2 protein-coding genes are annotated in these 14,043 nt (G+C 73.0%); one reads left to right on the top strand and one right to left on the bottom strand.

Annotated elements, in window-relative coordinates; all coding sequences use genetic code 11:
- Positions 1 to 587: 587 nt before the first annotated feature.
- Positions 588 to 3,467, top strand: coding sequence for an AAA family ATPase (locus tag ABZS71_RS21630; protein WP_356212457.1), 2,880 nt, complete (start codon positions 588 to 590; stop codon positions 3,465 to 3,467).
- An 87-nt stretch (positions 3,468 to 3,554) separates the two neighbouring features.
- Here the strand turns inward: ABZS71_RS21630 and ABZS71_RS21625 are convergent, their stop codons facing one another.
- Positions 3,555 to 14,036, bottom strand: a complete 10,482-nt coding sequence (locus ABZS71_RS21625; RefSeq protein ID WP_356212454.1) for an SDR family NAD(P)-dependent oxidoreductase — start codon at positions 14,034 to 14,036, stop codon at positions 3,555 to 3,557.
- Between the last annotated feature and the right edge of the window lie 7 nt (positions 14,037 to 14,043).

Here is a 14,043-nt window from a genome sequence, read left to right as displayed (position 1 = left end):
CGCCCGAAGGGAACCCGGTGGCGCCCGGCCGGCTTGGTACATACTGGAAATGCACACCCGTCGAGGGGGATTCCCGAGGCACTGATCTTCGAAGTCGGCGGAGGTAACTGGAAGGCAAAAGGTGATAGTTGACAGTGTTAGTGAAGGCCGATAACATTCGGCCCACTTGAGTAAAGAAACTAATTTCGACTCATCTGCGGTCACGAGGAGCCATGAAATCCTCAGGGGTGACGCATAATTGGCCATCCGTTAACAGACGCGCTCGGCAGGGCGGTCTGACGTTCAGAAGCCGACGACTGGCTGCTCAACCGATGGGTTCGCGCCATTCAGGAGCACCAATCAGTCTTTCTCGCACCATGGGGATCACGGGGACAACCGACTGCAATGCGCCACGCGTCGCTGTCCTTGAGTTTACGCTTCAAGCAACCTGAGGGGACCACGGCGTGCGGGCCACGCGAAGAAGTACAAACCGGGGGAAGTATCGGGCGTGCAGTTCACCCGGCCCCCCGCCTCGGCATCGACGAAGCTGAGGCAGATCTGGCCACCTTCCACCCCTCGGCACCGCGGCCACCGTTGCCCGCTGGGTGATGGGCGGCCCCGCACCCCCACGACCAGCGGTGACGCTCTTCGGGGCGCGACGTGGGGTGCGCGGCCCCGGGGGTGAAGGCCGACATGAGGGGATCACCATGCGCCTGTTCGACCGCACCAAGGAACTGGGTATTCTGAGCGAGGCGTTCACCGCCTGCGCACGGGGATCCGGTCAACTGGTCATTGTTACGGGAGGGCCGGGTTCCGGTAAGACGGAACTTGTTTACGAGTTTTTAACAACAGTGGGCGAGACGAGAGCCCATGTTCTGACCGCCACCGGCTCGCGGGCCCAGCGGTCACAGCCGGTGAGCGTTTTCAGCCAATTGCTGCACAGCGGCGAGGTGCCGCCTGACACTCTCGATCGCCTCCCGCCGTTTCCCGGGAGCGACGCAAGCACGCGTGACACGAGGCCGTCGAGTGGCGTCGACCACATTTCCCATGAGATCACCGGCATCATCCTGGAACTCGCCCAGGACCGCCCTGTGGTGATCGCCATCGACGATGCCCATCTCATGGACAACGAATCGCTGCACACCACACTCGCTCTCCTTAGCAGAATACGCACCAGAAAAATACTAGTGATGTGTGTCAGCTGGGGCCAGGACGGATTGACGGGTTCTCACGTTCACGGCGATCTCATCCGTCGGCCGCACCGCCGCGTCCGACTCGCTCCGCTTTCGGAAGAAGGCGTCGCGGCCATGCTCACCGCACAGGCCGGACAACGCCTTCCCTCGGACATCAGTGACGCCTATCACGGTGCGACGGCCGGAAATCCCATGCTGCTCCACGCGCTTTTGGACGACAGCACCCGCTTCGGCGCCCTGACCGGCCGGCCCATCGCCAGCACCGCCTACCGCCAGGCCGTCCTGGCCTGTCTGCACCGCGGCGAACCCCGCCACGCCCGGGTCGCGCGGGCCGTGGCCGCCCTCGGCGAATTCGCCACGGCCCGCACCGTCCCGCTGGCCGTCGGCGCGGCGCCCTCCCCTGTCCAGGAAGTCGTAGAGATCCTCAACTCCACGGGGCTGCTCGACGGTTACCGTTTCCGCCACCCGGTCGCCGCCGGCGCGGTACTGGAGGACATCGACCCCGACGAACGCACACGGCTGCACAGCGAGGTGGCCCGGCTGCTCTATCTGGACGGGGCCCCCGCACCCGAGGTGGCCAAGCACCTCGTGGCCGCGGACCGGGTCCCCGAGGAGTGGGGGCCGCCCGTGCTGCGCACCGCCGCCGAACAGACGCTGGCCGCCGACGATGTCAAGCAGTCCACGACCTATCTGCGGCTGATGCTGCGTCACAGCCGGGACGAGGGCGAACGCCACGCGCTGTCCGCGGCCCTGGGGCGCGCGGAGTGGCGGGTGAACCCCGCGGCCGCCGGAACCCATCTCGCGCCGCTGCGCCGGCCCGCCCTCGACGGCAGGCTGGACGTGCGCGACACCGCCACCGTGGTCCGCCATATGCTGTGGCAGGGCGACACCGAACCCGCCGCCAAGGCCGTGGCCACCCTGGGCCACACCCCCTCACGGGCCGACGCCCAGGCCATCGCCGAAGTCGAGTTCATCCGCCAGTGGTTCTACGGTGTGCCACGGGTCGGCAAGCGGACCGAGACGGCCAAGCTGGCCTCCCTCGAATCCGGGCCGGTCGATGACACGCACGGTCTGGGGCCGAAGGTGGCCCAACTGATCAGCGGCAGCGCCACCGACGAGTCCGTCGCCAACGTCGCCGAAGCCCTCCAGGGCCATCGGCTGGACCATCTGAAGCCCGAGCTGGTGGCGATGTCCCTGCTCGCCATCGCCCACACCGACCGCACCCTCACCGCCGCCCGCGCCTGCGAAGCGGTGCTCGAATGCACCGTCGAGCGCAAGGCGACGACCTGGCAGGCCCTCATCGGCAGTGTCCGTGCCGAGATCGCCCTGCTCCAGGGGGATCTGGCCACCGCCGAGCTGCGAGCCACGCAGGCGCTGGACATGCTCCACGCCCAGGGGTGGGGGGTGCTGATCGGACTGCCCCTGTCCACGGCCGTCTTCGCCCGCACCAGCATGGGCAAGCACGACGCCGCGGCGCACCTTTTCAAGCGCGAGGTCCCGGAGACGATGTTCGGGACCATCTTCGGCATCCAGTACCTGCGCGCCCGTGGCCACCACTATCTGGCCACCGACCGGGCCTTCGCGGCGCTCAACGACTTCGAGACCTGCGGCCGCCTGATGCGCGACGGCAACCCCCATCTGCAAAAGGGCATCCCCTGGTGCGCCGACCTCGCACAGGCCAATCTGCGCATCGGCAAGGTACGCACCGCCCGGGAGTGGGCGGAGAGGCAGATCAGGCTCCCCGGCGGACACAGCTCGCGCTCCCGCGCCATCGCCCTGCGGGTGCTGGCCGGTGCCAGCCAGCCGCATCAGCGCACCTCACTCCTGCGTGAGTCGATCGACCTCCTCAAGGCCTGCGGCGACCGGCTGGAACTCGCCCTGGCCTACGCGGACCTGTCCTCCGCCCACTACGAACTGGGCGAGTACGACCGGGCCCGGCTGGTGGCCCGCCAGGCCGCCCAGGAGGCCGAGTGGTGCCGTATCGAGTCCCCCGTCGACAACCGGCTCGTCGCCCCCGCCGAGGCGTCCACCGGGGAGGACATCGCCCCGATCCTCAGTGACGCCGAGTGCCGGGTGGCGGGGCTCGCCGCCCTCGGCTACACCAACCGGGAGATCAGCAGCCGCATCCACGTCACCATCAGCACCGTCGAACAGCACCTCACCCGCGTCTACCGCAAGCTGAACGTGGCCAGCCGGGCCGAACTGCCGTCCAAGGTGCTGGAACACCAGATCCCCACCATGTCCGACCCCACCAACCGCAACCGCTCCTCGGCCGTGGAAGGCCGACTGGCCTGACGGCCTCGTCCGTTCCTGCCGCCCCATCGAGCGCTCCCCTCAGGCGGCCCGCCGGATTTCCCCGGCGGGCCGTTGTGGTGTGTCAGGTCAGTTGAAGCTGCCCAGCTCGTCGTCGAGGATGCCGAACAGCTCGGCCGCGGTCGCGGACTCCAGTCGCGGTCCGTCCTTCCGCTCGTCCTCGCCGCCGTCCTCCCACTCCCCCGCGCCGGTCCACTTCGCGGTCAGCGCCCGCAGCCGCGTGGCCACCCGGGCCCGGGTCTCCTCGTCCACCGTGGCGGCGTCGAGCACGGCCTCCATCCGCATCACCTCGGCCTCTGCGTCCTGGCCGGCCTCGGCACCGGCGTCCGGGACCAGCTCCTCGACGAGGTGGCCGACGATCGCCTCCGGGTTGGGGTAGTCGAACGTCAGGGTCGTGGACAGCCGCAGCCCGGTGTCCGCGCTGATCCGGTTGCGCAGCTCCAGCGCGGCCAGCGAGTCCACGCCCAGCTCGCCGAACGGGCGCTGCGGGTCGACCGCGTCGGCGCCCACGTGGCCGAGCACGTCCGCGACATGGCCGCACACGGTCTCCAGCAGCAGCTTCCTGGCGTCGGCGGGCGACAGGGCCGCGAGCCGCTCCGGCAGCGCCTCGGGCCGCCTGTTCTCGGCCACGGCGGGCGCGGTGCGTGCCGTACGCCGGGCCGCGGTCCGCACCAGGCCGCGCACCAGCGGCGGCGCGTCCTCGGTCAACCGGACCCGGACCGGCAGCAGCGCGGGCCGTCCCGAGCCGAGCGCGCGGTCGAACAGCGCCAGCGCGCGGTCCGCCGGCAGCGGCTCGATGCCGTCCCGGGCCAGTCGGCGCAGCTCGGTCTCGCCGAGGCCGCCCGCCATGCCGGAGCCGGTGTCCCACAGCCCCCAGCCCAGGGAGAGGGCGGGAAGTCCGGACGCGCGCCGCTGGGCCGCGAGCGCGTCCAGGAAGGCGTTGGCCGCCGCGTAGTTGGCCTGCCCGGCCGCGCCGAGTGTGCCCGCGGCCGACGAGAAGAGCACGAAGGCCGCGAGGTCCAGGTCCCGGGTGAGTTCGTGCAGATTCCAGGCGGCGTCCACCTTGGGCCGCATGACGGCGTCCAGCCGGTCCGGGGTGAGCGCCGAGAGCAGTCCGTCATCCAGCACCCCGGCGGCGTGCACCACGGCGGTCAGCGGATGCTCCTCCGGTATCCCGGCGAGCAGCTCGGCGAGCGCGTCCCGGTCGGTCGCGTCGCAGGCGACGACCGTCACCGTCGCGTCGAGTCCGGCCAGGGCGCCGGGGTCCGCCGTGCCGCCGCGGCTGCTCAGTACCAGATGCCGGACGTTGTGCGCGGTGACGAGGTGTTGGGCGAGCAGGAGGCCGAGGCTTCCGGTGCCGCCGGTGATGAGCACCGTGCCCTCGGGGTCCAGATCCAGGGAGGTCGCGGCCGGCGCGGGCTCGGTCAGCTTCGGTACGTACGCCGTGCCCGCGCGCAGCGCCAGTTCCGGCTCCCCGGTGGCCACCGCCGCGGCGAGCCGGGCCTCGGAGGCGGGGTCGCCGTCGAGGTCGACGAGGACGAGCCGGCCGGGGTACTCGACGGCCGCCGAGCGCACCAGGCCCCAGACGACGGCCTGGGCCGGGTCGGGCGGGCCGTCCACGCCGACGGCTCCGGTAGTGACGACCACCAGCGGCGCGCCCTCGGCGGCGTCCTCGGCGAGGCGCTTCCGCAGCGTGGTCAGCGCCTCGATCGCCGTCTCGCGCGCCGCGACGGGCAGGGCAGTGCCGGTCCGCGGGGTGAACCGCACCAGTTCCGGGGTGAGATCGGTGTGCTCGGGCACCGGCAGCGCCACCCACTCCACGTCGTACAGATCGCCCACGTCCGGTGCGGCCGCGGTCAGCTGCTCGGCGGTGACCTGCCGGATCCGGAGCGAGGAGACCTCGGCGACCGGGGCGCCCGCGCCGTCGTACAGCCGCAGGGTCATCCGCTCGGCGCCATCCGGGGTGAGCCGCAGTCGCAGGGCGGAGGCGCCCGCCGCGTACAGCGTGACGCCCTCCCAGGCGAACGGGAGCGTCATCACGGCCGGGTCCTGGCCGTCCAGCAGATCGATCGCGTGCAGCGCGGAGTCCAGCAGCGCCGGATGGAGTCCGAAGCCGTCCTCTCCGGCGTCCTCGGGCAGTGCGAGCTCGGCGTAGACCTCCTCGCCGACCCGCCACGCGGTGCGCAGGCAGCGGAACAGCGGGCCGTAGCCGTAGCCCTGTTCGGCGAGGTGGTCGTAGGTACCGCTCAGGTCGACGGACGTGGCGCCGGCCGGGGGCCAGACGGCGAGTGCGGCGGGCTCCGGCGCGCTCGCCGGGGCGAGGAGGCCGGTGGCGTGGCGGGTCCAGGTCCGGCCGCCGTCCTCGGCGCGGGCGTGCACGGTGAGCCGGCGCTGTCCAGTGTCGTCGGGGACGCCCGCGACCACCTGGAGCAGCACGGCGCCCCGGTCCGGCAGCACCAGCGGCCGTTCGATGGTCAGCTCCTCGACCCGCGAGCAGCCCACCCGGTCGCCCGCCTGGACGGCCAGTTCCACGAACGCGCTGCCCGGCAGCAGCACCACATCGGCGACGGCGTGGTCGGCCAGCCAGGGATGGGTGCTCAGGGACACCCGCCCGGTGAGGGCCACGGTGTCGCTCTCCGCGAGGGTGAGGACCGCGCCGAGCAGCGGATGGTCCGCAGGCATCTGGCCGAGGCCGGTCACATCGGCGGGGCCGGACGGTCCGTCGTCCAGCCACAGCCGCTGCCGTTGGAAGGCGTAGGTGGGCAGGGCGACCCGGCGGACGCCGGTGCCTTCGTACGCCCGCTCCCAGTCGATCGGGACGCCGCGGACCTGCAGCGTCGCGAGCGCGGTGGCCAGGGCCGCCGGCTCCTCGCGGTCGCGGCGCAGCGCGGGGACGAGCACCGAGCGCTCGGGGTCGGCGAGGCAGTGGGTGCCCATGGTGGCGAGCACGGCGTCGGGGCCGAGTTCGAGGAAGGTCCGTACACCCTCGCTCTCCAGGGTCCGGACGCCGTCGCAGAACCGTACGGCCTCCCGGACGTGGCGCACCCAGTACTCGGGCGAGGTGAGCTCCTCGGGCGACGCGATGCGACCGGTGAGGTGGGAGACGACGGGGATGGCCGGAGGGTTGAACCGCAGCCCCCGCGCGACCTCCTCGAACTCCTTCAGCATCGGGTCCATCAGCGGTGAGTGGAACGCGTGACTGACCCGCAGCCGCTTGGTCCTGCGGCCCTCGAAGGCGGCGCCGACGGCGGCCACGGCGGCCTCCGCGCCGGAGATCACCACGGCGGTGGGGCCGTTGACGGCGGCGATGCCCACCTCGGCGCCGAGGTGCGGTACGACCTCCTGCTCGGTGGCGTCGATGGCGAGCATCGCGCCTCCGGCGGGCAGCTCCTGCATCAGCCGGCCGCGCGCGGCGACCAGCCGGGCCGCGTCCTCCAGGCCGAGCACCCCCGCGACATGTGCCGCGGTCAGCTCGCCGATGGAGTGTCCGGCGAGGTAGTCGGGGCGCACGCCCCAGGACTCCAGCAGCCGGAACAGCGCGGTCTCGACGGCGAACAGCGCGCTTTGGGTGTACACGGTGTGGTCGAGCCGCCCGGCGTTCTCGGTGTCCGGCTCGGCGAGGATCAGGTCGCGCAGCGGCCGGTCCAGATGAGTGTCGAGCCGGTCGCAGACCTCGTCCAGCGCCTTGCGGAAGGCGGGGAAGGCCGCGCGGAGCGCCTGCCCCATGCCGGGGCGCTGGGCGCCCTGCCCGGTGAACAGGAAGGCGAGGCGGCCGACGACCTGCTTGCCGCGCACCACCGTCTCGGCGGTGGCGCCGGACGCCAACGCTGCCAGTCCGGCGGTGAGTTCGCCGTGGTCCCGGGCGATCACCGCGCCCCGGTGGGCGAGGGCGGCGCGGCCGGTGGCGAGCGAGTAGGCGAGCTCGGGGACGGAGGCGTTGCCGACGGTCAGCAGCCGCGCGGCCTGGGCGGCCAGGGCCTCGGGGGTGGCGCCGGACACCAGCACGGGGAGCAGCGGCGCGGGGGCGTCCGGGCGCTCCTCGGGCTCCGGCTCCTCGGCGGGGGCCTGTTCGAGGATGGTGTGCGCGTTGGTGCCGCTGATGCCGAACGAGGACACCCCGGCCCGGCGCGGGCGGCCGCGCTCCGGCCATGCCCGCTCCTCGGTGAGCACCCGCACCTGACCCGCTTCCCAGTCCACCTGCGAGGACGGCTCGTCGACGTGGAGTGTGCGCGGCAGGACGCCGTGGCGCATCGCCATGACCATCTTGATGACACCGGCCACACCGGCGGCTGCCTGGGTGTGGCCGATGTTGGACTTGACGGACCCCAGCCACAACGGGTGGCCGGCGTCCCGGTCCTGGCCGTAGGTGGCGAGCAGCGCCTGCGCCTCGATCGGGTCGCCCAGCGTGGTACCGGTGCCATGCGCCTCGACCACGTCCACATCGCCCGTCGACAGCCGTGCGCTCGCCAGCGCCTGACGGATCACCCGCTGCTGCGAGGGGCCATTGGGCGCCGTCAGACCATTGGACGCGCCGTCCTGATTGACAGCGGAGCCCCGCACGACCGCCAGCACCTCATGGCCGTAGCGCCGGGCGTCCGACAGCCGCTCCAGCAGCAGCATGCCGACGCCCTCGGAGAGCGCCGTGCCGTCGGCGCGGTCCGCGAAGGACTTCGCCCGGCCGTCGGCGGCGAGATTGCGCTGCCTGCTGAAGTCCACGAAGGTGTCGGCGGTGGACATCACGGAGGCGCCGCCCGCCAGGGCGAGTTCGCATTCGCCCTGACGCAGCGCCTGGGCGGCCAGATGCAGTGCGACCAGCGACGAGGAGCACGCGGTGTCGACGGTGAGGGCCGGGCCCTCCAGGCCCAGGGTGTAGGCGATCCGGCCGGAGGCGACGGAGCCGAGGCTGCCGTTGCCCAGGTAGTCGCGCACCGCCTCGGGGGCGTTGCTGAGCCTGCTGCCGTAGTCGTGGTACATGATGCCGGTGAAGACGCCCGTACGGCTGCCGCGCACCGACTGGGGATCGATCCCGGCCCGCTCCAGCGCCTCCCAGGAGGCTTCCAGCAGCAACCGCTGCTGCGGGTCCATGGCGAGGGCCTCGCGCGGCGAGATGCCGAAGAAGTCGCCGTCGAAGTCGGCGGCGTCGTAGAGGAATCCGCCCTCGCGGGTGGAGCACTTGTCCGCCTTGCCGGGCTCCGGGTCGTAGAGTCCTTCGTCCCAGCCGCGGTCGGTGGGAAAGGGCGCGATGCCGTCGCCGCCGTCGGCCAGCAGCCGCCACAGCTCCTCGGGGGTGGCGACCCCGCCGGGGTAGCGGCAGCTCATGGCCACGATGGCGATCGGCTCGTCCGCCGCCGAGGCGGCCATGGCCGGTGCGGCGTGGTCCGTCTCCTCGTCGGGGCCGACGAGTTCGGCCTTGAGATGGCCGACGAGGGCGATCGCGTCGGGGTAGTCGAAGACCAGGGTCGCCGGGAGCCGGAGTCCGACGGCGGCGCCGAGCCGGTTGCGCAGCTCGACCGCGGTGAGCGAGTCGAAGCCCGCCTCGCGGAAGGCACGGCGCGGGTCGAGGACCATGTCCGGGTCGTGGCCGAGGACGGCGGCGACATGGGTACGGACGAGTTCCAGGAGCGTGGCGTCACGCTCGGCCGGGGGCAAGGCGAGCAGCCGGTCCGTGAACGCGCCGGGCACCACGCGCCCCGCAGCCTGACGCCGGGCCGGTTGGGGCACCAGAGCGCGCAGCAGGGGCGGCAGGGAAGGCGCCTTGCGGAGCGCGGGCAGGTCGAGACCGATGGGGAGCAGGAAGGGTTCGCCCTGGGCCAGTGCGGTGTCGAACAGCCCCAGGCCGTCGGCGGTGGACAGCGGGCGGACGCCGGAGCGGGCCATGCGCTCCACGTCGGCGTCGGTGAGATGCGCGGTCATGCCGGTGCGCTGCTCCCAGAAGCCCCAGCCCAGGGAGAGGGCGGGCAGTCCGAGGGCGCGCCGGTGGTACGCGAGACCGTCGAGGAAGGCGTTGGCCGCGGCGTAGCCGGACTGCCCGGCGCCGTCCACGGTGCCCGCGGCCGAGGAGAACAGCACGAAGGCGGAGAGGCCGAGGTCCTTGGTGAGCTCGTGCAGCTGCCAGGCCGCGTCGACCTTGGGGCGGAGCACCGCGTCGAGCCGGTCGGGGGTGAGGTCGCAGACCAGACCGTCGTCCAGGACACCGGCCATGTGGACGACGCCGGTCAGCGGGTGCTCGGCGGACACGCCGGCCAGCAGCTCGGCGAGCTGGTCGCGATCGGCGGCGTCGCACCGGGCGACGGTGACGTCCGCGTCGAGGCCGGCCAGGTCGTCGGCCGCGACACCGCCGCGGCTCGCGAGGATGAGGTGGCGTACGCCGTGGGTGTCCACCAGGTGGCGGGCCAGCAGGCAGCCGAGCACACCGGTGCCGCCGGTGATGAGGACGGTGCCGTCGGGGTGGAACGTCAGGTCCGGACCGGTCCGCGCGGCTCGGGCCATGCGCGGGACATGGGCGGTGCCGTCGCGCAGGGCGAGCTGCGGTTCGCCGGTGGCCGCCGCGGCGGCGACCGCCTCCTCGGCCGTGGCGTCCGTGTCGACGAGGACGAAGCGGTCGGGGTTCTCCCCCTGGGCGGCGCGGACCAGTCCCCAGACGGCGGCGGCCGGGAGGTCCTTCACACCCTCGCTGCCCACCGCCACGGCTCCGTCGGTCAGGACGAGCAGCCGGGAGGCGTCGGTGCGGTCGCTGTCCAGCCACTGCCGAAGGGCGTCCAGCACCCGGCCGGTGGCGGTGCGGGTGCCGGTGACGGGGTCCTGGGATCCGGCCAGGGGCAGGACGACGAACTCCGGCAGGGTATCGGGGCTGTCGAGGAGGGTGGCGAGACCGCCCTCGTCCGGCTCCGTGTACGTCGCCGTGGATCCGTCCGGGACCGGCAGCGCCGGCCAGTCGAGCCGGAACAGCGCGTCCGAGCGGGCGGGTCCGGCGGTCAGCGCGTCCGCCTCGACCGCGCGGGACACCAGCGCCTGGACGGAGGCCACCGGCGCGCCGGTGGTGTCCGCGAGCTGAAGGGTCAGCGCGTCCTGGCCCTCGGCCTCTTCGGCGCGCACCCGCAGCGCGGTGGCCCCGGTCGCGAAGAGCGAGACGCCGTTCCAGACGAACGGGAGCCGGGCCGGGCCGTCGTCGGGGTCGCCGAGCGCCGCGGCGTGCAGGGCCGCGTCGAACAGGGCGGGGTGGATGCCGAACTTCTCGGCTTCCAGCGCCAGTTCGACCTCGGCGAAGATCTCCGCGCCGCGCCGCCAGGCGGCGCGCAGCCCCTGGAAAGCGGGGCCGTACATGTAGCCCTGGTCGGCGAGCCGGTCGTAGACGTCCTCCACCGGGACGGGCTGGGCGCCCGCGGGCGGCCAGGCGGCGAGGTCGAACGCCTCCTCCGCGGTGTCCGGCTCCAGCAGACCGGAGGCGTTGCGCGTCCACGGGACGTCCTCGCCCTCGGACCGCGAGTGCACGGAGAGCGTGCGGCGCCCGGTCTCGTCGGGGTCGGCGAGGTGGAGTTGAAGCTGGACCGCGCCGCGCTCGGGCAGCGTCAGGGGCGCCTCCATCGTCAACTCCGCGAGGCGGCCGCAGCCGAGGTCGTAACCGGCGCTGATGGCCAGCTCGACGAAAGCGGTGCCCGGCAGCAGCACGGTGCCGCCGACCGCGTGATCGGCGAGCCACGGGGCGGTGGCGGTGGAGAGCCGGCCGGTGAACAGCATGCCGCCCTCGGCCACCGGTACGGCGGCACCCAGCAGCGGATGTCCGGTGGTGGAAAGGCCCGCCGCGGTCACATCGCCGACCGCCGGGGAGCGGCCGAGCCAGAACCGCTCACGCTGGAAGGCGTAGGTGGGCAGTGCGGCGGCGCGCACCGGCAGGCCCTCGAACACCGGGCGCCAGTCGACCGCCACGCCCTGGGTGAACGCCTCGGCGAGCGAGGCCAGGAAGCGGTCCTGGCCGCCGTCGTCGCGGCGCAGGGAGCCGACACCCACCACATCCCGGCCGGCGGCCTCGGCGGTCTCCTCGATGCTGTGCAGCAGCACCGGATGCGGGCTGCACTCGACGAACACGCCGTACCCGCCGCCCAGCAGCACCCGCACGGTCGGGTCGAAGAGCACGCTCTGCCGCAGATTGGTGTACCAGTACTCGGCGTCGAGGTCCGTGGTGTCGTACAGCGCCCCGGTGACGGTGGAGTAGAACGGCACCTCGGCCGACCGCCCCTGGATTCCGGCCAGTTCGGTCAGCAGCCGCTCCCTGATCGCCTCGACCTGCGCGGCGTGCGAGGCGTAGTCCACGGGCAGCCGCTTGGCGCGGGCGCCGTCGGCCACGATCGCGTCGCGCAGCTCGTCCAGGGCGTCGCTCTCGCCGGAGAGGACCACCGAGGTGGCGCCGTTGACGGCGGCCACCGAGACCCGGCCGTCGTAGGGGGCGATCCACTCGCGGGCCCGCTCCTCCGGCAGCGCCACCGACATCATGCCGCCGTGGGCGGACAGCTCCTCGGCGATGGCGAGGCTGCGCAGGGCGACGACCCTGGCGCCGTCGGCCGGCGTCAGCGCCCCGGCCACGCAGGCGGCGGCGATCTCGCCCTGGGAGTGGCCGATGACGGCGGCGGGCTGGACGCCGTGCGAGCGCCACAGCTCGGCGGTCGACACCATGATGGCCCACAGCACGGGCTGGACCACGTCCACCCGGTCCAGCGGCCCGGCCTCGCGGACCGTCGCCAGCAGATCCCAGTCGACCACGGGGGCGAGCGCCTCGGCGCACTCGGCCATCTTCGCGGCGAACACGGGCGAGGTGTCCAGCAGTTCAGCGGCCATGCCGGCCCACTGCGAGCCCTGTCCGGGGAAGACGAAGGCGATGCGGGACTCGTCCGCCGGGGCGCCCTTGACCACGTTCGGGGCGGCGACGCCCTCGGCCAGCGCCGTGAGGCCCGTGGTGAGGGCCTTGTGGTCGGCGCCGACGACCACGGCGCGGTGGTCGAGTGCGGCGCGTGTGGTGGCCAGGGAGTAGGCGAGGTCGGGGACGGGGGCGTCGGTGAGGTGGTCGAGCAGTTGCCGCGCCTGCCCCGCCAGGCCCCGTTCGCCCTTGCCGGACAGGACGAGCGGCAGCGGGCCCGTCCACGCGGGCTCCTCCTCCCGCGGCTCGGGCTCCGGTACGCCCTCCACGATGACATGCGCGTTGGTGCCGCTGATGCCGAACGAGGACACGGCCGCGCGACGGGGCTCGCCGGTCTCGGGCCAGGCCCTCGCGTCGCTGAGCAGCTCCACCGCGCCCGACTCCCAGTCGACCTGCGGGGTGGGGTGTTCGGCGTGCAGCGTCCGGGGCAGCCGGCCGTGGCGCATCGCCATGACCATCTTGATGACGCCCGCGACACCGGCGGCCGCCTGGGTGTGGCCGATGTTGGACTTCACCGAGCCCAGCCACAGCGGCTCGCCGTCGGAGCGGTCCTGCCCGTAGGTGGCGAGGAGGGCCTGTGCCTCGATCGGGTCGCCGAGCGGGGTGCCGGTGCCGTGCGCCTCGACCGCGTGCACCTGGTGTGCGGCGAGCCGGGCGTTGGACAGCGCCTGGCGGATCACCCGTGCTTGCGAGGGGCCGTTGGGGGCGGTCAGCCCGTTGGAGGCGCCGTCCTGGTTGGTGGCGCTGCCCCGGACCAGGGCGAGCACCGGATGTCCGTTGCGGGTGGCGTCGGAGAGCCGCTCCAGCAGCAGCAGGCCGACGCCCTCACCCCAGCCGGTGCCGTCCGCGCCCGCGGCGAACGACTTGCACCGGCCGTCCAGGGCGAGCCCGCGCTGCCTGCTGAAGTCCACGAAGGTATCGGGGGTGGACATCACCGTCACACCGCCGGCCAGGGCCAGCGAGCATTCGCCCTGGCGCAGCGCCTGCACCGCCAGATGGATGGCGATCAGCGAGGACGAGCACGCGGTGTCCACGGTGACCGCGGGCCCCTCCAGGCCCAGGGTGTACGAGACCCGGCCGGAGGCCACGCTGCCGAGGTTGCCGTTGCCGAGATAGCCCTCGACGCCCTCGGGCACCTCGGTGAGCCAGCTGCCGTAGTCGTGGTACATCACCCCCGCGAAGATCCCGGCGCGGGTGCCGCGCACGCTGTGCGGGTCGATGCCGCCGCGCTCGAACGCCTCCCAGGCCGTCTCCAGCAGCAGCCGCTGCTGGGGGTCCATCGCGATGGCCTCACGCGGTGAGATGCCGAAGAAGCCGGGGTCGAACCGCGGTGCGTCGTAGAGGAATCCGCCCTCGCGCACATGCGTCTTGCCGGGCGCGTCCGGGTCCGGGTCGTAGAGGGCGTCGGTGTCCCAGTCCCGGTCCGCCGGGAAGTCGCCGACGGCGTCGACCCCTTGGTCCACGAGCCGCCACAGCTGCTCGGGCGTGCTGACGCCGCCCGGATAGCGGCAGCTCATCGCGACGATCGCGATCGGTTCCTCCGCCGCCGCGGTAATCTTCGCGTTCTGCCGGCGGAGCCGTTCGTTCTCGAGCAACGACTCGCGCAGCGCCTCGACGATCTGCTCGACAGATGTATCCACGGTCTGT

Source organism: Streptomyces sp. NPDC005393, assembly GCF_040606675.1.
In the GTDB taxonomy this organism is placed as follows: Bacteria; Actinomycetota; Actinomycetes; order Streptomycetales; family Streptomycetaceae; genus Streptomyces.
The sequence above is the reverse complement of the archived record's forward strand: the minus strand, read 5'-3'. Positions and strand labels throughout refer to the sequence as shown.

What these genes read in the sequence shown, in the direction of transcription:
- ABZS71_RS21630 (WP_356212457.1), top strand. Translation starts at nt 588, where the DNA reads ATGGGCGGCCCCGCACCCCCACGACCAGCGGTGACGCTCTTCGGGGCG.